The sequence below is a fragment of the Stappia stellulata genome (genome assembly GCF_020176715.1).
In the GTDB taxonomy this organism is placed as follows: Bacteria; Pseudomonadota; Alphaproteobacteria; order Rhizobiales; family Stappiaceae; genus Stappia.
Genome location: NZ_JAIVMF010000001.1, coordinates 36,315 through 57,045, shown reverse-complemented (window position 1 = coordinate 57,045; position 20,731 = coordinate 36,315). Strand labels below are relative to the sequence as shown.

General features: G+C 64.3%; 23 protein-coding genes. 11 read left to right on the top strand and 12 right to left on the bottom strand.

Annotated features, from left to right (window positions below):
* The first annotated feature begins 6 nt into the window (after nucleotides 1-6).
* Nucleotides 7-858: a GNAT family N-acetyltransferase gene (locus LC092_RS00265; protein ID WP_224803889.1), complete on the top strand. Its 852-nt coding sequence runs from the start codon at nucleotides 7-9 to the stop codon at nucleotides 856-858.
* Nucleotides 859-864: 6 nt separating this feature from the next.
* Here LC092_RS00265 and LC092_RS00260 read toward each other — a convergent pair whose 3' ends face one another.
* Nucleotides 865-1,503 carry a MarC family protein gene (locus LC092_RS00260; protein ID WP_224803887.1) on the bottom strand — a complete coding sequence of 213 codons (639 nt, stop codon included), beginning with the start codon at nucleotides 1,501-1,503 and terminating at the stop codon, nucleotides 865-867.
* 296 nt (nucleotides 1,504-1,799) lie between these two features.
* Here LC092_RS00260 and gyrA point away from each other — a divergent pair, with 296 nt between their 5' ends.
* Nucleotides 1,800-4,583, top strand: a complete 2,784-nt coding sequence (gene gyrA / locus LC092_RS00255; protein WP_412103511.1) for a DNA gyrase subunit A — start codon at nucleotides 1,800-1,802, stop codon at nucleotides 4,581-4,583.
* A gap of 105 nt (nucleotides 4,584-4,688) precedes the next feature.
* On the opposite strand, the gene LC092_RS00250 is transcribed toward gyrA, so the two are convergent.
* From LC092_RS00250 to LC092_RS00240, 3 genes are all read right to left on the bottom strand, one after another.
* Nucleotides 4,689-5,042 carry a hypothetical protein gene (locus LC092_RS00250; protein ID WP_224803883.1) on the bottom strand — a complete coding sequence of 118 codons (354 nt, stop codon included), beginning with the start codon at nucleotides 5,040-5,042 and terminating at the stop codon, nucleotides 4,689-4,691.
* 75 nt (nucleotides 5,043-5,117) lie between these two features.
* On the bottom strand, nucleotides 5,118-5,435 hold the full coding sequence (locus LC092_RS00245) for a hypothetical protein (RefSeq protein ID WP_224803881.1): 318 nt from the start codon (nucleotides 5,433-5,435) through the stop codon (nucleotides 5,118-5,120).
* A 266-nt stretch (nucleotides 5,436-5,701) separates the two neighbouring features.
* On the bottom strand, nucleotides 5,702-6,004 hold the full coding sequence (locus LC092_RS00240; RefSeq protein WP_224803879.1) for a hypothetical protein: 303 nt from the start codon (nucleotides 6,002-6,004) through the stop codon (nucleotides 5,702-5,704).
* Between the two features lie 140 nt (nucleotides 6,005-6,144).
* On the opposite strand from LC092_RS00240, the gene coaD reads away from it, so the two are divergent.
* The 6 genes from coaD (at nucleotide 6,145) to tgt (ending at nucleotide 10,444) form a co-directional block, all read left to right on the top strand.
* The gene (coaD, locus tag LC092_RS00235) at nucleotides 6,145-6,642 is read left to right on the top strand and encodes a pantetheine-phosphate adenylyltransferase (protein WP_224803877.1); all 498 of its coding nucleotides are present in this window, start codon (nucleotides 6,145-6,147) and stop codon (nucleotides 6,640-6,642) included.
* A 64-nt stretch (nucleotides 6,643-6,706) separates the two neighbouring features.
* The gene (locus tag LC092_RS00230) at nucleotides 6,707-7,213 is read left to right on the top strand and encodes a peptidylprolyl isomerase (RefSeq protein WP_224804884.1); all 507 of its coding nucleotides are present in this window, start codon (nucleotides 6,707-6,709) and stop codon (nucleotides 7,211-7,213) included.
* A 62-nt stretch (nucleotides 7,214-7,275) separates the two neighbouring features.
* Nucleotides 7,276-7,746, top strand: coding sequence for a peptidylprolyl isomerase (locus tag LC092_RS00225; protein ID WP_224803875.1), 471 nt, complete (start codon nucleotides 7,276-7,278; stop codon nucleotides 7,744-7,746).
* Nucleotides 7,747-7,800: 54 nt separating this feature from the next.
* Complete coding sequence (locus LC092_RS00220; RefSeq protein ID WP_224803873.1) at nucleotides 7,801-8,172, top strand: VOC family protein; 372 nt, start codon at nucleotides 7,801-7,803, stop codon at nucleotides 8,170-8,172.
* 29 nt (nucleotides 8,173-8,201) lie between these two features.
* Nucleotides 8,202-9,302: a tRNA preQ1(34) S-adenosylmethionine ribosyltransferase-isomerase QueA gene (queA, locus tag LC092_RS00215; protein ID WP_224803871.1), complete on the top strand. Its 1,101-nt coding sequence runs from the start codon at nucleotides 8,202-8,204 to the stop codon at nucleotides 9,300-9,302.
* A complete protein-coding gene (gene tgt / locus LC092_RS00210; RefSeq protein WP_224803869.1) occupies nucleotides 9,299-10,444 on the top strand; it encodes a tRNA guanosine(34) transglycosylase Tgt in 1,146 nt (381 codons plus the stop codon). The genes queA and tgt overlap by 4 nt, the downstream gene beginning before the upstream one ends.
* Nucleotides 10,445-10,563: 119 nt before the next feature.
* Here the strand turns inward: tgt and LC092_RS00205 are convergent, their stop codons facing one another.
* Complete coding sequence (locus LC092_RS00205; protein WP_224803867.1) at nucleotides 10,564-10,962, bottom strand: hypothetical protein; 399 nt, start codon at nucleotides 10,960-10,962, stop codon at nucleotides 10,564-10,566.
* 227 nt (nucleotides 10,963-11,189) lie between these two features.
* Nucleotides 11,190-11,582: a DUF4864 domain-containing protein gene (locus LC092_RS00200; protein ID WP_224803865.1), complete on the bottom strand. Its 393-nt coding sequence runs from the start codon at nucleotides 11,580-11,582 to the stop codon at nucleotides 11,190-11,192.
* A gap of 242 nt (nucleotides 11,583-11,824) precedes the next feature.
* Between LC092_RS00200 and LC092_RS00195 the strand changes: the two genes are divergently transcribed.
* Nucleotides 11,825-12,118, top strand: coding sequence for a PilZ domain-containing protein (locus LC092_RS00195; protein ID WP_224803863.1), 294 nt, complete (start codon nucleotides 11,825-11,827; stop codon nucleotides 12,116-12,118).
* Between the two features lie 32 nt (nucleotides 12,119-12,150).
* Here LC092_RS00195 and LC092_RS00190 read toward each other — a convergent pair whose 3' ends face one another.
* The 3 genes from LC092_RS00190 to LC092_RS00180 form a co-directional block, all read right to left on the bottom strand.
* Entirely contained in the window at nucleotides 12,151-13,359 is a 1,209-nt protein-coding gene (locus LC092_RS00190; RefSeq protein ID WP_224803861.1) for a lytic murein transglycosylase, read from the bottom strand.
* A gap of 128 nt (nucleotides 13,360-13,487) precedes the next feature.
* Nucleotides 13,488-15,647 (bottom strand): putative bifunctional diguanylate cyclase/phosphodiesterase, encoded by a 2,160-nt coding sequence (locus LC092_RS00185; RefSeq protein WP_224803859.1) that lies wholly within the window; start codon nucleotides 15,645-15,647, stop codon nucleotides 13,488-13,490.
* Nucleotides 15,634-16,167: a hypothetical protein gene (locus tag LC092_RS00180; RefSeq protein WP_224803857.1), complete on the bottom strand. Its 534-nt coding sequence runs from the start codon at nucleotides 16,165-16,167 to the stop codon at nucleotides 15,634-15,636. The genes LC092_RS00185 and LC092_RS00180 overlap by 14 nt, the downstream gene beginning before the upstream one ends.
* A 259-nt stretch (nucleotides 16,168-16,426) precedes the next feature.
* Between LC092_RS00180 and LC092_RS00175 the strand changes: the two genes are divergently transcribed.
* Nucleotides 16,427-17,572 (top strand): fatty acid desaturase, encoded by a 1,146-nt coding sequence (locus LC092_RS00175; protein WP_224803855.1) that lies wholly within the window; start codon nucleotides 16,427-16,429, stop codon nucleotides 17,570-17,572.
* Here LC092_RS00175 and LC092_RS00170 read toward each other — a convergent pair.
* Nucleotides 17,557-18,438 (bottom strand): LysR family transcriptional regulator, encoded by an 882-nt coding sequence (locus LC092_RS00170; protein WP_224803853.1) that lies wholly within the window; start codon nucleotides 18,436-18,438, stop codon nucleotides 17,557-17,559. The genes LC092_RS00175 and LC092_RS00170 overlap by 16 nt on opposite strands.
* 113 nt (nucleotides 18,439-18,551) lie before the next feature.
* Here LC092_RS00170 and LC092_RS00165 point away from each other — a divergent pair, with 113 nt between their 5' ends.
* Nucleotides 18,552-19,259: a type 1 glutamine amidotransferase domain-containing protein gene (locus tag LC092_RS00165; RefSeq protein WP_224803851.1), complete on the top strand. Its 708-nt coding sequence runs from the start codon at nucleotides 18,552-18,554 to the stop codon at nucleotides 19,257-19,259.
* Nucleotides 19,260-19,388: 129 nt separating this feature from the next.
* Here LC092_RS00165 and LC092_RS00160 read toward each other — a convergent pair whose 3' ends face one another.
* Both LC092_RS00160 and LC092_RS00155 read right to left on the bottom strand, forming a co-directional pair.
* On the bottom strand, nucleotides 19,389-19,763 hold the full coding sequence (locus tag LC092_RS00160; protein WP_224803849.1) for a RidA family protein: 375 nt from the start codon (nucleotides 19,761-19,763) through the stop codon (nucleotides 19,389-19,391).
* The gene (locus LC092_RS00155; RefSeq protein ID WP_224803847.1) at nucleotides 19,760-20,677 is read right to left on the bottom strand and encodes a DMT family transporter; all 918 of its coding nucleotides are present in this window, start codon (nucleotides 20,675-20,677) and stop codon (nucleotides 19,760-19,762) included. The genes LC092_RS00160 and LC092_RS00155 overlap by 4 nt, the downstream gene beginning before the upstream one ends.
* Nucleotides 20,678-20,731: the final 54 nt, after the last annotated feature.

Genomic DNA, 20,731 nt, shown 5'->3' with positions numbered 1-20,731 from the left:
CCAGACATGTCAGCGACCCTCGTCATCCGCCCGATGGAAGCCGCCGACATGGAGCGCGCCCTCGACTGGGCCGCGGAGGAGGGCTGGAACCCGGGCCTTGAGGATGCGGCCGCCTTCCGCGCCAGCGATCCGGGCGGTTTCTTCGTCGGAGAATGCGACGGCACGCCGGTGTCCTGCATTTCGGCGGTCCGCTACGGCGAGGATTTCGGCTTCATCGGTTTCTACATCTGCCATCCGGACTGGCGCGGACAGGGCCTGGCGCGACCGCTGTGGGACCGCGCCCTCGAACACCTGAAGGGGCGTACCATCGGCCTCGACGCGGTTCTGGCGCAGGAAGAGACCTATCGCCTGACGGGCTTTGAAAGCGACTATCACACGCTTCGCCATGGCGGGCTCTCGGTGGCGACGCCGCCGATGGACCCCCGCGTCGCCGTCCTGGGGCAGGGGGTGATGCCCTCCGTGCTTGCCTACGATCGGCCGTTTTTCGCCACCACGCGCGACCGGTTCCTGACCACTTGGTGCGCGCCGATGATCGCCGGGCGGCGCGGCTATGTCTTCGTCGAGGACGGCAACTTGCGCGGCTACGGGGTGATCCGCCGGTGCCGGGAGGGCTTCAAGATCGGCCCGCTGCTCGCCGATACGCCGGAGATCGCCGACACGCTGTTCCAGGCGCTCGCCGGCGAGGTGCGCGGGCAAATGGTTTTCCTCGACGTTCCCGCCGCGAACGAGTCCGGGCTCGATCTCGCCGAGAAATACGAGCTGTCGCCGGAATTCGAGACCGTGCGCATGTATCGCGGGCCCTCGCCGGAGCTCGACCTTGCCCGCACCTATGGCATCACCACGCTGGAGCTGGGCTGATCCGGCTCACCCGTTGGCGGCTGCAATCAGCGCGATGACGCCGTCGGCGATGAACTGCACGGACAGGGCGGCGAGAAGCACGCCGAGAAGGCGGGTGATGACCATGGCGGCCGTGTCGCCCAGAAGACGCTCGATGCGGTCGGCGAGCAGGAACGACAGGTAGCAGGTCGCAACGATCACCCCGATCACCGAGGCGAGGCCCAGGACGGAGATCGTGTCGGGCGCCTGCGACGACAGCAGGATCACGGCGCTGATCGCGGCCGGTCCGGCGATCAGCGGGATCGCCAGCGGAAATACGGCCACGTCATGCAGATCGTCGTGATGGGCGACGGCCTTCTCGGCGGTTTCCGATTTTCGCCGGTTGCGCTTCTCGAACACCATCTCCACGGCGATCATCAGGAGCAGCAGGCCGCCGGCGATCTGGAAGGCGGGCACGGAGATGCCGAGCGCGCCGAGCAGGTTCTTTCCCGCCACCAGGAACAGGAACAGGATGCCGCCGCCGATCAGCACCGCACGGATCGCGACGCGCTTGCGAACGGCAGGCGTGGCGCCGGCCGTGACGGCCAGGAACATCGGCGCGAGCCCCACCGGATCGATGGTCACGAAGAGCGTCGCGAAGGCGTTTACCAGATAGTCCGCAAGCATCGTCCCCCCGATCGTCCGATTCCCGATATTGCGCTTATAGCAGCCAAAACGCGACCTGTCGGGACCCCGTTCCCACAACCCATTTTCAGTTTCCCGAAAGGTCGATACAAAGCATTGTTTTATATGGCTTATTAGCCGGGTCTTTTGGGGTGCCGGATTTGTCGGAAGCGCCGGAATCGGCTATAAGAAACGCACGATTTCAACAGATGTGAGACACCCCCTTGGCAGACCGCGACACGAGCGCACCGTCGGGCGGACTTCCGTCCGACATTCGGCCGATTTCCATCACCGACGAAATGAAGCGCAGCTACCTCGATTATGCCATGAGCGTGATCGTCAGCCGCGCATTGCCGGACGTTCGCGACGGGCTGAAGCCGGTGCATCGGCGCATCCTCTATTCGATGCACGAAAACGGCTACGAGTGGAACAAGCCCTACCGCAAGTCGGCCCGTGTGGTCGGTGACGTCATGGGTAAATATCACCCGCATGGCGACAGCGCGATCTATGACGCGCTCGTGCGCATGGCGCAGCCGTTCTCGCTGCGCCTGCCGCTGATCGACGGCCAGGGCAACTTCGGCTCCGTCGACGGCGATCCGGCCGCCGCGATGCGTTACACCGAGTGTCGTCTGGAAAAGGTCACCCAGCGCATCCTCGACGACATCGACAAGGATACGGTCAACTTCCAGGACAACTACGACAACTCCGAGAGCGAGCCTGTCGTCCTGCCGGCGAAGTTCCCGAACCTTCTGGTCAATGGCGCGGGCGGCATCGCCGTCGGCATGGCGACGAATATTCCGCCGCACAATCTGGGCGAAGTGATCGACGCCTCCATCGCGCTGATGGACAATCCGGCCATGACCACGGCGGAGCTGATGGAGATCGTTCCCGGTCCCGACTTTCCGACGGGCGGCATCATTCTCGGACGGTCCGGCATCCGCTCGGCCTATGAAACGGCGCGCGGCTCGGTGGTCATGCGCGGCAAGGCCGAGGTGGAGGAGATCCGCAAGGACCGCTTCGCGATCATCGTCACCGAAATCCCCTATCAGGTGAACAAGTCGACGATGATCGAGCGCATCGCGGAAAGCGTCCGCGACAAGCGCCTCGAGGGGATTTCCGACATTCGCGACGAATCCGACCGCACCGGCATGCGCGTCGTGATCGAACTGAAGCGCGACGCCGTTGCCGAAGTGGTCTTGAACAATCTCTACCGCTTCTCCGCGCTGCAGACGAGCTTCGGCTGCAACATGGTGGCGCTCAACGGCGGACGGCCGGAGCAGCTTGGCCTGAAGGACATGCTGAGCGCCTTTATCGCCTTCCGCGAGGAGGTGATCGGCCGGCGCACGCGCTTCCTGCTGAAAAAGGCGCGCGACCGCGCCCATGTTTTGGTCGGTCTGGCGATCGCCGTCGCCAACATCGACGAGGTCATTCACCTCATCCGCACCGCGCCGGATCCCGCGACCGCCCGCGCCCAGTTGATGGAACGGCACTGGCCGGCCCGCGACGTCGAGCCGCTGATCCGCCTCATCGACGACCCGCGCCACATGGTGCAGGAGGACGGCACCTATCGGCTGTCGGAAGAGCAGGCCCGTGCGATCCTCGACCTGCGCCTGCAGCGCCTGACCGCCCTCGGGCGCGATGAAATCGCCGACGAGTTGAACAAGATCGGCGCGGAAATCCAGGACTTCCTCGATATCCTGCGCTCCCGCGCCCGGATCCTCGACATCATCCGCAAGGAACTGACGGAAATCCGCGAGGAATTCGCCACCCCGCGCCGGACGGAAATCGTCGATGGCGGCGCGGACCTCGAGGACGAGGACCTGATCCGCCGCGAGGACATGGTCGTTACCGTCAGCCACGCCGGTTACATCAAGCGCGTGCCGCTCGACACCTACCGGGCGCAGCGACGCGGCGGCAAGGGCCGCTCGGGCATGGCAACGAAGGACGAGGATTTCGTCACGCGTCTCTTCGTCGCCAACACCCATACGCCGGTGCTGTTCTTCTCTTCGCGCGGCATCGCCTACAAGATGAAGGTCTGGCGCTTGCCCGTCGGCGGTCCGACCTCCCGCGGAAAGGCGCTGGTCAACATGCTGCCGCTGGAGCCGGGCGAACAGATCACCTCGATCCTGCCGCTGCCGGAGGATGAGGAGAGCTGGGCGAACCTCGACGTGATGTTCGCGACCCGGCGCGGCACGGTGCGGCGCAACAAGCTCTCCGATTTCCAGCAGATCAACAAGAACGGCAAGATCGCCATGAAGCTGGAGGAGGGCGACGGCATCGTCGGCGTCTTCACCTGTACCGAATATGACGACGTTCACCTGACGACCGCGCTCGGCCAGTGCATCCGCTTCCCGGTGACCGGGGTGCGCGTCTTCGCGGGCCGCAACTCGGTCGGTGTGCGCGGCATCAATCTGGCGGACGACGATCATGTGATCTCCATGTCGATCCTGCATCACTTCGATTGCACGGCCGAGGAGCGGGTGGCCTATCTGCGCCGCCGTCGCCTGATGCGGGGCGAGGGGGACGACATGGCCGATCAGTCGGTTGCCGGAGAAGAGGAAGAGGTCGCGGAAGGCGAACTGTCGCAGGAGCGCTATGCGGCGATGAGCGCGGCGGAGCAGATCATCCTGACGCTGTCGGAGAACGGCTACGGCAAGCGCTCGTCGTCCTTCGAGTATCGGGTGACCGGGCGCGGCGGCAAGGGCATCACCGCCATGGCGGTGACGGATCGCAACGGTCCGCTGGTTGCCTCCTTCCCGGTGGAAGACAACGATCAGATCATGCTGGTGACCAATGGCGGGCAGTTGATCCGTTGCCCGGTCGACGGCATCCGCATCGCCGGCCGCGCGACACAGGGCGTGATCGTGTTCAGCACGGCCGAGGGCGAGGAAGTTGTTTCCGTGTCGCGGATCTCCGACGAGGACGCCGAGGACGGCGATCTCGAGGCCGGAGAAGAGACCTCTGCCGCGTCCGACGGTGCGCCCGATGACGGCGGTGCGGATACTGCGGGCGGTGCCGGCGAGGGAGACGGTCCGTCACCCGCCAGTGACGGCGCGCCCGGACCCGACGACAAGCCCGAATAATCCTGGGCCTTCAGGCCGGATCGGCGCACCGATCGGCGCCGGAAACAGCAAAGGCGACGCCTGGGATCCAGGGCGTCGCCTTTTGCGGTTGGGCGGGACTGCGGCTCAGGTGCGGGCCGGCACCCGGGCGAGGACGGAGGTCTTGCCCTCGACGTCGCGGGCCTCGAAGGTCTCGAAGCGGACCTGGCGCGGATTGACGGTGCCGCTGATGGCCGCCAGGCAATCCGCCGACCAGTCGCCCCATGCCTCGCTCTTGCAGGTCGCCGGCAGGGCCGACGTCACTCGGTCCGCCTTTGCGGACGAGGCCGCCGGCGCAATATCGCTGGCCGCCGCCATCTTGACCGTCTGTGCAACGGTGAGGACGGCGCCGAAGACCGCCACTGCTGCAACCGCTGCCAGAGCGATGTCGCGAAACGTCTTGTCTGAAGGTGTCTTGAGGTCGTTGCCTGTGAAGGTCATTGCCGTTGCGTCCCTGCTTTGTGTTTTCCGTGTCTCCACACTGCACCGGACGTGGCAAGGAAACCGTGACGCGCGTCACGATCCGGCGGCTTCTCCGGGATCCTGCAGGGGGCGGTCGGGTCGCACCCGCGCCTGCTCCGGATGCGGGGAGCTGCGCACGGCGAAACACTCGGGGTCCGCATCACGGAAAATGACCCCGTCGCAATCCTTGTATGTCGGGGTGTCCGCCTCGGTGGAGGCAAGGCGGTCGAGTTGAGGAGCCGCGTCGGCCACGGTCCCTATGGTTGCCACCCCGGTTCCGAGCGTCGCGCCGAATACCAGAACTCCGGTCACCCAAAGGGCGATCGGACTATATGGGTGATATTTTTCATAATTCGTCATCATGACGGTCATATGGTCTGCTTTCGCCCATGTAACAAGGGCATGACAGGTCAGAAAACCGTGAACACTGCGTGCGCGGTGCGTGAACCTGTCGGCCTATGCCCGCAAGCCGCGACGCGAATTGACTCGGCGTTGCGCAACGCATGGGCAGCCAAGTGTGGATAAGACGATGACCGGCGCGAGGCGGGGCCGTCTTCCGCGAGACTGGAGAGGTGTGACGGCGGTTCGGGGGAGCCGCCGTCACACTGTCGAGAGGTCCGAGGTCAGGAAGATTCGGATCACTCTGAAACGCGTGTGCGGACGAGAACGGTCGTCTGTCCGCCTGTGATGGCCGTTGTGCGGAAGCTGTCGCTTTCCGACGGGGCGAGCGCGCGCGCGATATCGGCGCAGCCGGTCGCCGTGTCGACCATCGTCTCGCTGCCGCAGGCAACCTGCACGGTCCTCGGCAGGCGATCGCTCTTCTTGACCGTTGCCACATCGATGGGGGAGCTGGAGTACACCGTGATGCCGACGCCGAAAACAGCCACCGCTGCTGCCGCAGTCGCAAGCCCGCCAAGGCTCAGGAAAGCAATGCCACGCATTTTGCGCCTCCTTATGTTTATGAGCAACAGTCTAGCACAAAGTGACCTTGCGTTAAATAAATTCTACGAGAGTTGCTTTTTAGCAACAGTCGATGTCTGGAACGCTTGTGTCGACTGCGCGCCCCGGCTAGACAGGGAAAATGACTCGCACCGCGCTCTATCCCGGCTCCTTCGACCCGGTCACCAATGGCCATATCGACATTTTGCGCCATGCATTGGATCTGGCCGATCGCGTCATCGTCGCCATCGGCATCCACCCCGGCAAGGCACCGCTCTTTCCGTTTGAGGAGCGTGTCGACATGATCGCGGCTGTCGCCGAAGAGGCCTTCGGGGCAGACGATGCCGCACGGCTGGAGGTGATCTCCTTCGACAATCTGGTGATCGAGGCCGCCCGGCAGAACGGCGCCGCAGTTCTGGTGCGCGGCCTTCGCGACGGCACCGACCTCGATTTCGAAATGCAGATGGCGGGAATGAACCGCTCGCTCGCGCCGGAGGTGCAGACGGTGTTTCTGCCGGCCTCACCGGAGGTGCGCCACATCACCGCCACTCTGGTGCGCCAGATCGCCAAGATGGGGGGCGATGTGAGCCATTTCGTCCCGGCACATGTTGTGCAATGCCTGTCGCGCCGGCTTGGCTGACAGACCCTGGTTCTCTTCAGGAGGTCTCATGATTTCGCGTATTCTTACCGCCGTCGCGGCCCTTATGATGATGGGTGCAATGACGCTGTCCGCGGGCGCACAGCCGGCCGATCCGGAAAACACGCTCTATCTCGACCTCAAGGACGGGCGGGTGGTGATCCGCCTGCGCCCCGACCTTGCGCCCAATCACGTGGAGCGGATCAAGACGCTGGCGCGTGACGGGTTTTACGACGGCATCGTGTTTCACCGCGTGATCGACGGCTTCATGGCGCAGACCGGCGATCCGACCGGTACCGGCATGGGCGGATCCGATCTCCCCGATCTCAAGGCGGAGTTTTCCGAGGCGCCGTTCCGGCGCGGCGTGCTCGGCATGGCGCGGTCGCGCGCGCCCGACAGCGCGAATTCCCAGTTTTTCATCATGTTCGCTGATGGCGACTGGCTGAACGGGCAATACACCGTGTTCGGCGAGGTCGTCGACGGCATGGAGCATGTCGACAAGATCAAGCGCGGCGAGCCGGTCGAGGACCCCGACAAGATCATCAAGATGCAGGTTGCCGCCGACGCGACCTGACCTTTCCGTCTCACCGTTTTTTTCAAGACACGAACACGACAGACACGAACAGGAGCATACCCATGGCTGACTACAAGGATCCCGAGAACACCCTCCTGATGGAGACCACCCAGGGACCCGTCGTCATCGAGATGAAGCCGGACCTGGCGCCGGGCCACGTCGCCCGCATCAAGGAACTGGTGCGCGAAGGGTTCTACGACGGGATCGTCTTCCACCGCGTGATCGACGGTTTCATGGCCCAGACCGGCTGCCCGCAGGGCACCGGCACCGGCGGCTCGGGCACCAAGCTCAAGGCCGAGTTCAACAACCACAAGCACACCCGCGGCTCCTGCTCGATGGCGCGCGCGATGGATCCGAACTCCGGCGACAGCCAGTTCTTCATCTGCTTCGCCGACGCCCCCTGGCTCGATGGCCAGTACACGGCCTGGGGCGAGGTGATTTCCGGCATGGAGAATGTCGACAAGATCAAGCGCGGCGAGCCGGTCTCCAATCCGGACAAGATCACGTCGCTGAAGGTTGCCGCCGACGCGTGAGCAGGAAGGGGTCGTAACGTGAGCGGATCGTCGCCAAAGGTCCCGGTTCTTCGCGTGGCACGGCCCACCAACGACCTTGCGCCGCTTGAGCGCTTTTACATGCAAGGCGCCGGCTTCCGGCGCCTTGCCGCGTTTTCGGACCATGACGGCTTTTCCGGCACGATCCTCGGGTTCCCCGGCGCGCCCTGGCATCTGGAGTTTGTCCTGGAGACGGGCCAGGTCGCGCCGCGGGCGGAAAGCCCGGAAAACCTTCTTGTGCTCTATCTCCCCGACCCCGACGAATGGCGCCTTGCGGTTGACCGGATGACGGCGCACGGGTATGAGCCGGTGCCCGCGCACAATCCCTATTGGGAGGTTGCGGGCAAGACCTTCGAGGATCCCGACGGCTATCGGCTCGTTTTCCAGAACCGCGCCTGGGATTTCTGACGCCACGTCCTTCAAGCTCCAGAGCCCCCATGCGCGTCGATGATTTCGATTTCGAGCTTCCAAACGAGCGCATTGCCCTGCGTCCGGCGCGCCCGCGCGATTCCGCGCGCATGCTCGTCGTGCGCCCAGGTAGCGCGCCGCTGCTCGATGACCGGGGCGTGCGCGACCTGCCGGCGCTGCTTGAGCCCGGCGACGCGCTGGTATTCAACGACACCAAGGTCATTCCGGCGCAGCTTGAGGGCACCCGCACGCGCGGAGACGCAGTGGCGCGCATCGGCGCGACGCTGCATCTCAAGGCCGGAGACGACCGCTGGTGGGCCTTCGTGCGGCCGGCGAAGAAGCTTGTCGTCGGCGACCGCGTCCGCTTCCGGGCCGAGGAGGGGACTGCTGCGGGCGAGACCTGCCTTCTCGGCACGCTCGATGCGACGGTCGCGGAGAAACGCGAGACCGGCGAGGTGCTGCTCGCCTTCGATCTGGCCGGACCCGATCTCGATCAGGCGATTGCAGCCGTCGGCCATATACCCCTGCCGCCCTATATCGCGCAAAAGCGCGGCGAGGACGCCGCCGACCGCGACGACTACCAGACGATCTATGCACAAAAGGAAGGCGCGGTCGCCGCGCCGACGGCCGGGCTGCATTTCACGCCCGAGCTGATGGCGGCCATCGACGCGCGCGGCATCGAGCGCCACCTGGTGACGCTCCACGTCGGGGCGGGAACCTTCCTGCCGGTGAAGGCCGACGACACCGACGACCACAAGATGCATGCCGAATGGGGTGAGATCACCCGTGAGACGGCCGAGGCGCTGCGCGCCGTGCGCGCCCGGGGCAACAAGGTCGTCGCGGTCGGCACCACGTCCTTGCGCATTCTGGAAAGTGCCGCGCAGGGCGAGGACGGGCTTGCCGCCTTTGCCGGCGAGACCTCGATCTTTATCACGCCCGGCTACCGCTTCCGGGCGATCGATGCGCTGATGACCAATTTCCACCTGCCGCGCTCGACGCTGTTCATGCTCGTCAGTGCCTTCAGCGGGCTGGAGGAAATGCGCGCCGCCTATGCCCATGCGATCGCGCGGGAGTACCGCTTCTATTCCTACGGCGACGCCTCGCTGCTCTTTCCCAAGGACGCTTCATGACCGACCGCTTCTCGTTTCGCCTGATCGCGCAGGACGGCATGGCCCGTCGCGGAGAGATCAGGACGCCGCACGGTCTGGTGCGCACGCCCGCCTTCATGCCGGTCGGCACGCAGGCAACCGTGAAGGCGATGTATCCGGGGCAGGTGCGCGAGCTCGGCGCCGACGTGGTGCTCGGCAACACCTACCACCTGATGCTGCGGCCGGGCGCGGAGCGGATCGCGCGCCTGGGCGGACTGCACACATTCATGAACTGGCCGCATACGATCCTCACCGATTCCGGCGGGTTTCAGGTCATGTCGCTGGCGCAGCTGCGCAAGCTCGACGAAAAGGGCGTGACCTTCCAGAGCCACGTCGACGGGTCGCGCCACGTCATGACGCCGGAACGCTCGGTGGAGATCCAGCAGCTGCTCGGGTCCGACATCCAGATGCAGCTCGACGAATGCATCGCGCTGCCGGCGCCGCGCGAGGATGTGGAGCGGGCGATGCGCCTGTCGCTTCGCTGGGCGGAGCGCTCCCGCAACCAGTTCGAGGCCATGGGCGGCCCTGAGCGTGGACAGGCGCTTTATGGAATCGTGCAGGGCGGCGACGTGCCGGACCTGCGGGTGATTTCCGCGCAAACGCTCGGCGAGATGCCGTTCGAGGGCTATTCGGTCGGCGGTCTGGCCGTCGGCGAGCCGCAGGACGTCATGCTGAAGATGCTTGAGGAAACCACGCCGGCGATGCCGGTCGACAAGCCGCGGTATCTGATGGGCGTCGGCACGCCGGAAGACATTCTGGAAAGCGTCGCGCGCGGCATCGACCAGTTCGACTGCGTGCTGCCGACGCGCGCCGGGCGGCATGGTCTGGCCTACACCCGCTTCGGCAAGATCAACCTGAAGAACGCCCGTCATGCGGAAGATCCGCGCCCGCTCGACGAGACATCGGATTGCCCGGCGGCCCGCGACTACAGCCGCGCCTATCTGCATCATCTGGTCAAGGCCGGCGAGGGGCTCGCCGCCATGCTGCTGACCTGGAACAATCTCGCCTATTACCAACGCCTCATGCAGGGCATGCGCGACGCGATCGAGGCGGGGTCGTTCCAGGAGTATCGCCTGGCCACCCGGGAAGCGTGGGCGCGCGGCGATCTCGCTCCCCACGCCTGAGGCGGGAGCGATGTCTCTTCCGTTTGCCGCGCACTGCATACCGAAGACGTCCATGAAAAAAACCGACGCGCTTGCAAAACAAAACGCGCGACCAGTGTCATGGCGCACCCGTGAGGGGATTAATCGATATAGCAGTTCGTGTTTGCGCCGGACTTCGGCGATGTGACGTAGTCGATGGAGACCTTGCTTCCGGCAAACAGTCTCGGCCCCTTGTAAATGCCCATGTTCCAGCGGTCTTTCCGCGGGTTCGGGGCGGTTGTCACCTTGAGAAGGATGTTGCCGAAATCGTCGGCCGCCTTGCATCGGATCTTGACCGGTTTGCGGTCGCTTCGACTGAGCTTGCGAGCAAAGCGATTGAATTCGCGTTTCGTCATCCACTCGGTCGTTTCAGCATTTGCCGTCGGGATTTGAAACGTCGCCAAAGCCAGTGCCAGAGCCAAAATCAAACGCTTACCGGTATCCTTTTCAAAAAAATCGTGGCCAATGAATGCAAGGTGGCCGTGCGACGTGCTGGCCAATTCATGCCGCCCTAGCGTGCATTGGCGGTTGCAATTGGGCAATAGGAAAAGGGTTCCATTCCAAGAAATATAGGCTGCACAACCCTGCGCGCGCCGACAGCCGCGCCTCTTCGGGGGCATTTACCTGTTCCGCGCGTGTGTCCGTGCGGCAGACACGCGGATAAAGCTCTCCAAGACGGTCGCCCAGCCCGCAGTCTTATGCCCCTTTTTCAAGGTATCCGTCAGTGTCAGGCCGACGCGCCGGGGCTTTTCGTCAGGACGCAGCCGGAGATCTTCCAGCTTCCGTCTTCCTGCTGCTCGAAGCTGTAGAGCGCGAGCCACTGCTGCCCTTTGGCGTCGGTGACGAAGACCTCCTGCACCGGCCCGCGCGCGGTTTCGCGCAGGCTGCCGAAGGCAACGGACGACGGGTTGTAGACCGGGGCGTATCCGCGCTTCACCATGGCGATGAAACGGTCGGGATCGGGAAAAAGCCGCTTGATCGTGGGGGCGGCATAGCCGTAGGCGGCTCGCGCATCGCCGGCCCTGAAGGCCGCGATCTGCTTTTCCACGATCCCCTTCAACTGTGCCGCGTCCTGGGCCTGTGCGCTTCCCGGAGCGGCAAAGAGAACGGCGAGCGCCATCAGGCATCCTGCGATCGTTGTTCGAAACATCTGGACACGCATGGCAACCTCCATCTGCCGTTCGCTTTCTCAAGACCTGTGCTTTCAAGTCTTACGCAAGGGAATCGAAGACGGATGTCGCTTGCGGAAACGGTCGCCAAGTCTTGACTGCTGCCGTTTACGCCTTGTTGAGGGCGGCGGGCTAATCTGGTCCTCTGGACACGTGCCCGAAGAGGCCGGAGCGACACAGGGAGTTGGCAAGCGTGCTGAGGAAACCGACCGTGCGGGGAGAAATCCGCTCGACACCGCGTGTCGACTGCATCGTGCCGGCCATCATTCAGGACAAGGGCGTGTCCATCGCCTGCACCGTTGAAGATCTGAGCATCACCGGGTGCCGGGTTCGGCTTAACAGCTTCACGAAGCTCAGCCAGAATTTCCTGTTCGAGTTCCCCCGCAAGAACATCAAGGTTCCCGCCGAACTCATCTGGATCAACGGCGACGAGGCCGGGATCCGCTTTCTCCACACGGACAGCCCTCCGGGCGACGCGACCGGGTAGCAAATAACGCCAGCCGCCCGGGCGCAAAGCGCCTAGAGGCGATTGAGCAGCGCCTGCGTCGGCCAGCCATCGGCGGGCAAACCGAGACGCAACTGCTCGCTGCGAACGGCTGCGCGTGTGCCGGCTCCGAGAATTCCGTCGATCTTGCCGACGTCATAGCCCTTGTTGCGCAGGCGGGCCTGGAGATCCTTCATCGCCGCGTCCGACAGGCCGTCGCCGGGGTTGCCGGCAGTGTAGCGGGGCGCGCCTGCCAAGCGTGTTGCGAAATAGGCGGCGGACGTCGTGTAGATGAACGACTGGTTCCACTCCAGATAGACGCGGAAGTTCGGATAGGCGAGAAACGCTGGTCCGTCCTTGCCTTGCGGCAGGAGGAGCGCGGCTGGAAGCGAGGCTGAAGGCAGTCCGCCGGAACGTGCCTTCACGCCGAGCTTCGACCAGTCACCGACGGTCATGTCGAAATTCAGTCCGCTCTTCTCCCAGGGCAGGCTTGATGGCAGCGAGACCTCCTGCAACCAGGGTTCGCCGGGCCGCCAGCCGAGGTGATTGATGAACCGCGCCGCCGTCAGGATCGCGTCGGGCGCGCTGTTCTTCAGATCGACGTGATTGTCAGCGTCGCCGTCGACACCGAAGCGAATGATGTCCTCGGGCAGCATCTGGACCTGGCCGATCTCGCCCGCCCAGGCGCCTGTCGTGCGCTGCGGATCGAGATCGCCATGTTCCACCATCTCGATGGCTGCGAGAAGCTGCGGACGGAAGAGGTGGGGGCGGCGGCAGTCATGGGCAAGCGTCGCCAGCGCGCTGACCGTGTTGAAGTCGCCCTGCACAGCGCCATAGTCCGTCTCAAGACCCCAGAAGGCCGCGATCACCGGTCCGGGCACGCCGTAGTCGCGCTCGGCCTTCTGGAAGGTCGCGGCGTATTTGCGCAAGTTCGCAGCGCCCTGTTTCAGCCGGTATCCACTGACGGACCGCTTGGAAAACGTCAGGAAGGTCTGCTTGAACACGCCCTGCGCCCGGTCGCGCGACAGGACCTTCCGGTCAATCCGCGCCGCAGCGAGCGTGGCCGAGATCGCCGCTTCCGCACGCCCCTGCGAGCGCGCCTCCTGCGCCACCCCGTCGAGAAATGCCCTGAAGTCGCCGCCGCAGGGCGTTTCGGCCACCGCGGAAGATGCCGCCGCGAGGTGCAGGGTTGAGGCAGTCACGGCTGCGACCACCGCGCGTGTCCGGATGTTGCGCTTGAACATGGCACCCTCTCGGCGAATGGATTCGGAGCCCCATGATGCCGGAACGGCGGACAGGGCAACAAGACCTATCTGCAGGCGGCGGCGCGCGGTTCATGGTGCCGCGCCGGTCTCCACCGGTCGGGCGCCAGCTATCCCGTGCGGGAGACGGCCCCGTTGCGCCGCACCAGGTCGAGCGCGTCCTCGAGCGGGAGCGCCGTGCCGTAACGATAGCCCTGGCCGAACCTGCAACCGCGCTGGATGAGATAGCGTTCCTGGTTTTCGGTTTCGATGCCTTCGGCGACGGCCTCCGCGCCCAGTCCCGTTCCGATGGAAATCAGGCCGTCGACGATCACTTCCGTCGACCGGTCAGTGCCAATGGCGGAGATGAATTCCCGGTCGATCTTGATTTCATGGAAAGGAAACGCGCGCAGGTGGCGCAGCGCGCCATATCCGGTTCCGAAATCATCCACGGAGATTCGCACGCCAAGGTCCGCGATGCGGAGCGCGTGCGCCTGGATCGCAGCGGAGGCGCGCGAGACAAAGACGCCTTCCGTGATTTCCAGTGTCAGTCGTGAGGCGACCGAGCGATGTGTGCGGATGAGGTCTTCCAATGCCGCAACGCCGTTTGCGGTGGCCAGCAACCCGTCCTCCAGATTGAACGACAGCCCGATATCGGATCTCCCGACCGCGTCGAACGCGGCAAAATCCGCGATGACCTGGCGTGCGATTGCCTCCGAGAAGGCTCTTTGAAGCCCCAGTCGGCCGATTTGCGACAGGAAGGTCGCCGGCGTCAGGACCCCGCGCACGGGATGAACCCAGCGTGCAAGCCCCTCGAACCCCGAGATCGAGCCGCTGCGCAGGTCGACCTTGGGCTGATAATATACCACGAAGGCGCCGGAATTGATCGCCGCCTCCAGCTCCTGCCGCTCTGCCAGATCGGTGACAAGGGCCAGGGAGTTCGGTTTGTAGGCGTAAAACGAGGGTCCGGTTTCCTGTTTTGCGACATACATGGCCTGATCCGCCGCCGCGATGAATGCCGCGGTGTCGCCGTCCACATCCGACCGACGCACGATGCCGATGCTCGCCCCGACATGAAGGTCCTGGCCGTTGAAGGGCACCGGCTCGCGAACGGCATCGAGAAACCGGTTGGCAATGGCTTGCGGGTCGTAGCGATCTTGCCGCATCGGCAGCAGGATACCGAATTCGTCACCGCCGATCCGTGCGACCAGATCTCCGGGGCGGGCGCGGCTTTCGAGCCGTTTTGCAAGCCGCTTCAGCACGGCATCGCCGGCATCGTGACCATAGGTGTCGTTGACCGGCTTGAACCCGTCGAGGTCGAGAAGGATGTAGACAAGCGCTCCTGCTGCCGGCTCGGGCTCGGCAAGCGCGGCGTTCATGAACGTATCGAAGGCCTTGCGGTTGGCAACGCCGGTCAGCGCGTCATGGCTCGCGATATACTCCAGCTCGGCCTGTTTGACCTCATGCTGGTCGGCCGCCGCCCGGTTTTCGATCAGCACGTCCTGCAGGGCCTTGACCGATTGTCCGATCCGGCCGAATTCATCCGTCCGATTGACGAAGGGCACCTTGACCGAAAGATCTCCGGCAAGAAGCGCGCGGATCGCGCGAACCAGATCGCGGATCGGATTGACGATGGTGCGCGCCGCCGCAAGGCTGATGACGATGGCAAGCAGGCCCGCGATAGCCGAGGCCGAAATAAAGTCTCTGGCCAGTCGTTCGGCGGCGTCGATGGTGACGGCCGTCCGTTGCTTGACGCGCGCGCGCGCGGCATCGGAAATCCTGCGTGCCGCCTCGGAAGCCTGCGTATAAACGGCATGTCCGCCACGGGTGGCGACCGCACCCAGCGTTGCATTGCGCAGGATCAATTGCATCGCATTGTTGGTGTTCTTGCGATAGTCGAGATAGGCGGATCGCAGATCGTCAACGCCGTCCAGGCGCGCCGCTTCAAGTGCGTCAATGTCGCGCTTCACGGTATCGAGGCTGTGATTGATGGTCTGGATCGTGGTTTCGAGCTCCGATCCCTGCACGCCAATCTGTCCCCATGCGGACAACTTGTAGAGATGCGCCTCGATACGGGAGAGTTCCTGCGGGACATTGGCGGCATGGGTGAGAACGGGCTGCAATTCCTCGTAGCTGGCAGCAACCATCGTCCGTTGCGCCTTGAGCGTCTGCCAGCCGGCAAATGACAGCAGCGCGAGCGTCACCACCATGATCACGGGTGCTGCAAGCACGCGTGCCACGATCGACCAGTTGGAAAGCGAGATCCGGAAACGACTCTTATCGCGTGGCATCTTCAAACCCGCCCGCGCACAGGATCCGCTGGCCGTCTTTCAGCAGGAAGCATGTGTGCAGGCCACGAGCCGAGAGGCCGGTTTCCGGGTGGGGAAACAGAAGGGAAAACACCTTCGCCCCGCTGCCATCGGCGGACTCCCTAGCAAGACGCGCCCAGTAGCGCCCTTCGATATCCGTAATATTGCTCACATCGATACCAACCAGATCGGGATGGCCGACATCATACCAGCTCATTCCAGATACCGTCACACCCCATACATGCAGTCCATTTGCCTTTCGCTTCCATGGCTTTTGCCTGAAATCGGTGAGCGCTTCCGCCAGCCCAACAGCGTCGATATGCCTACGCGCGAGCGTCGCCAAACGGACCACATCCTTCTGCAAATCTTCAAGATCGACCTGGGAGTCGCGGGCATACAGGTCCTCGATCGTTTCCGCCGCGGACGTGTCCTTAGCAGAAACGGCAAGCGTCACCAGAACGCTTAGCAGAAATACAACCTTTAATGGCGCGGAAACTGGCATTGCGATCTCCGATTAGGGAGAGTTATTTTAAGTATCGAGTCGTGAAGGAGTGTTTAAACTGCGCACTCACAGATTTATCCGAAACAATAAAACATTCGTCTTAAAATTACACTTGCTAGATTTTGAAAAGAGTGGCGCGCGAAAGGCAACGTACCGGCGAAGGTGCGGGCCCGGACGATCGCCATAGACATTTGACACGGCGACGGCTTTTGTGTCCAAGAAAGAGGCCTGCGCCAAGCAACGCCACGGACACCCGACCATGACACCCACGCACGCCGCGCCCGCGGCCGCCACTGCCGGACTCGATGCCGAACGGTCGGTGTCCAGCGTATCGCCACAGGCGCGCCGCCATCTCCAGATGCGCAAGGACGCGCTTCGCGCGCATCCGGATCTGCGTGCCCTCGCAGGGCCGGACCGGCGCACCGCACTTGCGGTTCCGCTGCTTCTGGCGCTTCACTGGGGCGTGGCCTGGGCGGTGTCCGGCAGCAACCTGCTGGTGGTCTTTCTCGCCGCCTTCTGCATCGGACAATTCATCATTCATGCCGCCGGCGCGCTGGTTCACGAGACGGCGCACAGGCTCATTTTTCGCGGCGACAGAAGCAAGCTCGCGTTCGATCTCGGACTGGAGACGATCCTGGGGTCGTTTTCCAAGCAGCTGACCTATCAGCACGAGCATCTGTCCAGCCACCATCCGTTCATCGGCGACTACGAGCGCGACTACGAACATGAGGATCTGTGCGCGTTCAAGGCGCGCGAAATGCTGGTCCACGACCGGCCGCGTCTTCAGCGCGTGCTGACCATCGCAACGCTCTTCGTTCATCTTCTGCCGTTCGGCTTCATCATCAGCGACGAGATCTTTCCGCGGATCTACGAGCGTGTGACCGGGCACACGGCCCGCGATGCGCGACGTGACATTGCCTCGAGCAAGCCGCCGATCTGGCAGCGCCGGCTGTTCATCGCCTGGTCGCTCGGGGTCAATGTGCTGCTGCTCGTCGCTTTCGGATTCTACGGCTGGCTTTACCACAATTGGGCGCTGTCGATCTTTCTGGGCAAATTCGGCATCAGCAACCTCGGCCAGTCGCTCAGCGAACACCCCGGCGACGACGTGGAAACGCCGACGCGCTCCACCTACGGCTGGATCAACCGGCTGCTGTTCAACACCGGCTATCACAACGAGCATCACACCTTCCCGAATGTCGCCTGGACGCGGCTGCCCGACCTTGCGCAGGCGGCGCCGGACGTGTTTTCCGCGCGGGCGGACAAGTCCTATCTCGGCTACTGGTGGGAGCATGTGAAAGGCGACTTCAAGACCTCGCGCCGCAATCCCTTGCAGGGGCAGGATCAGTCCGCCAGGTGCCCGAAGCTTGACGCCGGCGCCGGAACGGCCGCTCAGGCGGAGGCCTGAAGCAGGGTCTTTCGGGCAAAGGCGATGCGCGGATGGCGCAAGGCGCTCCGGGCCCAGACGAGATTGAGCGGATTGACCGGGCTCGCCACGGGCGCCGGCAGAACCGCAAGGCGTCGGGCACGCACGGCGTCCTCGCACAGATAGTCCGGCAGGACCGTCCACCCCGCGCCCTCGCACACCAGCGCCCGGAGCATGCGCAGATCGGGCGCGGTGAAGGCGGGCGCCCCCTCCGGCAACGCGATACCGTTCTGCTTGAGCCAGGTTCGCACCAAAGGCCGGTCGAGATCATAGGCGAGGCAGGGCGCGCCCTGCAGTCCGGTGGCAAATTCCGGTGCGGCGGCAATTGTCCGCAGGATCTCGGGCGCCGCCACCAGCAAGAGGCGCTCTTCGGCGATCCTCGCATGATCCAGCCGTGAATCGGACGGCGCGGAGGCGGTGATTGCGAGGTCGACCTCGTCATTGAACAGTTTTTCGTAGAGCGCGTCGCGCCCGCCGACGTCGATCCGCACCGTCAGCCCCGCCTTCTGCAGGCGGATCAGCAACGGCGCACAGCCTTCCGCCAGAAAATCCGACGGGCCGGCAAGATGGATGGTACCGGTGAGCTGGGTCGAGCGCGCCCGTGCCGAGGACAATGCGGCTTCCGCGTCGTCGAGCGTACTCCCGATGCGGGCCGCGAGATCGTCCGCCGCCGCCGTCGGCAGGACGCCGCGCGCATGTCGCTCGAACAACGCGCGTCCGACCTGGCCTTCCAGACTGGCCACATGGTGTGACAGTGCGGGCTGGGTGAGCCCGAGCGCGCGTGCGGCCGCCGTGAACGACCGGCGCCGATAGACCTCGATGAAACTGCGCAGATGAAGCAGGGACATGACCAGAGGTATAAATAAATTTATGGCACGAGGCGACAGACATTATTTTCAAGAAGGTCTGCGGCTCCCCACATCAGGCTCACACGCAGTGCAACCCGAACCGGGAGCCTATCATGACCCACACACCGAAAATCCTGATGATCGCCACCTCTGCCGCGACCATGGCGCCGTCCGACGAACCGACCGGCGTCTGGCTTGAGGAGCTGACCACGCCCTATTACGCCTTCGTCGACGCCGGCGCCGACGTCACGCTGGCCTCGATCGCGGGCGGGGCGATCCCCATTGATGCGCGCAGCCTCAAGCCGAAGGGCGAGAACGACGCGAGCGTGGAACGCTACTATGACGATGCGGCGCTCAAGGAGGCGGTCGCGAATACGCCGCGGTTCGAGACGCTGGACGTGTCGGGCTATGACGCCGTGTTCCTGCCGGGCGGGCATGGCACGATGTTCGACTACCCCGAAAGCAAGGCCCTTGCCCGCCTCGTCGAGACGACGCTCGACGCCGGCAAGGTGATGGCCGCCGTCTGCCACGGCCCAGCCGGTCTGGTGAACGCCAAACGCAAGGACGGCTCGCCCCTCGTCGCGGGGCGCAAGGTTGCCGGCTTCACCGACAGCGAGGAACGCGCCGTCGGCCTTGAAAATGCTGTGCCGTTCCTGCTGGAAACGCGCCTGCGGGAGCTGGGAGCGAACTACGTGAGCGGCCCTGACTTTGAGCCCTTCGCTGTGCGCGACGGGGACCTCGTGACCGGCCAGAACCCGGCCTCGGCCGGCAAGACCGCGGACCTGGTGCTTGAAGCCGCCCGCGCGCGCAAGGCCGCCTGAGACCGCGGCTCACGCGGATGAAAGCCGTCACGCTGACAATTGGCCCGGACCGCCTCGCGCGGTCCGGGTTTTTTCGTGTTTGGCATGAGACTCAAGGCCGTTGGTCGTGGTCTGTGCGCTTGCAGGGGATCAGGCCGGCAACGGCTTGTAGGCGATGACCTCGATCTCGACGCAGGCGTCGACCATCAACTGCGAGACGACGCAGGAGCGGGCAGGAGGGGCTTTGTCGAAATAGGTCCCGTAGACCGTATTGAAGCGGGCGAAGTCGTCCGGGTCGGTCAGCCAGATGGTCGCCTTGACCACATCCGAAAGCGTTGCTCCTGCCGTCTCCAGGGCGGCCTTGATGTTGTCGAGCACCTGCCGGGTCTGGGTTTCGATGTCTCCCCCGACCAGCCTGCCGTCGGGACCGAAGGGAACCTGCCCGGACAGAAAGATGAAGTCGCCCGCCCGAATGGCCGCCGACAGCGGCACGGTCGGATGTGTGCCGAAAACCTGCAGTGTCATGTGGGGCTTTCCTCTTTCGTGTGTGGCGCGGCCGGAGCCGCCCGCCGTCCCTGTGAACTGAGAACGAGGATGTTGCCGATCAGGACCGCGACGCCGCCGGACAGCACATAGATGTCGATCGCGAGATTCTCGAACAGGGCGGAGAGGAGCAGCGCCACCACGGGCACCAGCGCCAGCGTGTAGGAGGCGCTGGCCGCGCCGATGCGCTGCACCAGACTGAAATACATGAAGAAGGTGACGCAGGAGGCGATGATCGCCAGATAGGCGAGACCGGCCAGATAGGTGAGCGATACGTCGACCCGGAAACTCAAGCCCCCGAAGAAGGCAAGCGCGAAGGAAAACAGCGCCCCGCACAACGCCGCCCAGCTGATGAGCACCGGAATGGGGATGCCGGCGTGCTGGTTTCGCATGGCGACGACGGTCCCGCATCCGGTGCAGGCGGCGGCGGCCAGCGCGAGTGCAACGCCGGCCATCGTTTCGGAATTGGTCGATACCACCGCAAGCTGTGGTAGCGCGATCACGCCGAGACCGGCAATGCCGGAGACGATGCCGATCAGCATGCGCAGGGTGACCCGGGCGGACAGGAACAGCCATCCCACGAGCGCGGCGAACAGCGAGGAGGTCGACAGCACCAGCGCGGCGATGCCCGATGTGATCAGCGTTGTTGAATGGTAGAAGGTTATGAAAGCCAGGCCGAAGAACAGGATGCCCTGCAATGCGACCCAGGGACGGTCGACCCTGCTCAGGCTGAGTTTCTGGCCGCGGGCGACACTCCAGGCGAACATGAAAAGGCTGACCAATGCCATCCGGTATCCGACAGACACCTCGGGAGCGCCGGATATGGCCTGATGGCCCGTGACGATCGCACTGCTGCCCCACAGGATCGCTGTGGCGGCAAAGAGAAACGCACCCATGGATCCCTTTCCTGCGTGTGAGCAATGCCCTTGTAAGGACAGTCCGGTCGGGGA

What these genes read in the sequence shown, in the direction of transcription:
- LC092_RS00200 (WP_224803865.1), bottom strand. Translation starts at nt 11,582, where the DNA reads ATGGCGCTCGCCGTTCTCTTTGCCGCTCCGGGAAGCGCACAGGCCCAG.
- LC092_RS00160 (WP_224803849.1), bottom strand. Translation starts at nt 19,763, where the DNA reads ATGACACTGCAGGTTTTCGGCACACATCCGACCGTGCCGCTGTCGGCG.
- tgt (WP_224803869.1), top strand. Translation starts at nt 9,299, where the DNA reads ATGACCGACCGCTTCTCGTTTCGCCTGATCGCGCAGGACGGCATGGCC.
- queA (WP_224803871.1), top strand. Translation starts at nt 8,202, where the DNA reads ATGCGCGTCGATGATTTCGATTTCGAGCTTCCAAACGAGCGCATTGCC.
- LC092_RS00265 (WP_224803889.1), top strand. Translation starts at nt 7, where the DNA reads ATGTCAGCGACCCTCGTCATCCGCCCGATGGAAGCCGCCGACATGGAG.
- LC092_RS00260 (WP_224803887.1), bottom strand. Translation starts at nt 1,503, where the DNA reads ATGCTTGCGGACTATCTGGTAAACGCCTTCGCGACGCTCTTCGTGACC.
- LC092_RS00225 (WP_224803875.1), top strand. Translation starts at nt 7,276, where the DNA reads ATGGCTGACTACAAGGATCCCGAGAACACCCTCCTGATGGAGACCACC.
- LC092_RS00175 (WP_224803855.1), top strand. Translation starts at nt 16,427, where the DNA reads ATGACACCCACGCACGCCGCGCCCGCGGCCGCCACTGCCGGACTCGAT.
- LC092_RS00165 (WP_224803851.1), top strand. Translation starts at nt 18,552, where the DNA reads ATGACCCACACACCGAAAATCCTGATGATCGCCACCTCTGCCGCGACC.
- LC092_RS00240 (WP_224803879.1), bottom strand. Translation starts at nt 6,004, where the DNA reads ATGCGTGGCATTGCTTTCCTGAGCCTTGGCGGGCTTGCGACTGCGGCA.
- LC092_RS00245 (WP_224803881.1), bottom strand. Translation starts at nt 5,435, where the DNA reads ATGACCGTCATGATGACGAATTATGAAAAATATCACCCATATAGTCCG.
- LC092_RS00190 (WP_224803861.1), bottom strand. Translation starts at nt 13,359, where the DNA reads ATGTTCAAGCGCAACATCCGGACACGCGCGGTGGTCGCAGCCGTGACT.
- LC092_RS00155 (WP_224803847.1), bottom strand. Translation starts at nt 20,677, where the DNA reads ATGGGTGCGTTTCTCTTTGCCGCCACAGCGATCCTGTGGGGCAGCAGT.
- LC092_RS00185 (WP_224803859.1), bottom strand. Translation starts at nt 15,647, where the DNA reads ATGCCACGCGATAAGAGTCGTTTCCGGATCTCGCTTTCCAACTGGTCG.
- LC092_RS00180 (WP_224803857.1), bottom strand. Translation starts at nt 16,167, where the DNA reads ATGCCAGTTTCCGCGCCATTAAAGGTTGTATTTCTGCTAAGCGTTCTG.
- coaD (WP_224803877.1), top strand. Translation starts at nt 6,145, where the DNA reads ATGACTCGCACCGCGCTCTATCCCGGCTCCTTCGACCCGGTCACCAAT.
- LC092_RS00170 (WP_224803853.1), bottom strand. Translation starts at nt 18,438, where the DNA reads ATGTCCCTGCTTCATCTGCGCAGTTTCATCGAGGTCTATCGGCGCCGG.
- LC092_RS00250 (WP_224803883.1), bottom strand. Translation starts at nt 5,042, where the DNA reads ATGACCTTCACAGGCAACGACCTCAAGACACCTTCAGACAAGACGTTT.
- gyrA (WP_412103511.1), top strand. Translation starts at nt 1,800, where the DNA reads ATGAAGCGCAGCTACCTCGATTATGCCATGAGCGTGATCGTCAGCCGC.
- LC092_RS00230 (WP_224804884.1), top strand. Translation starts at nt 6,707, where the DNA reads ATGATGATGGGTGCAATGACGCTGTCCGCGGGCGCACAGCCGGCCGAT.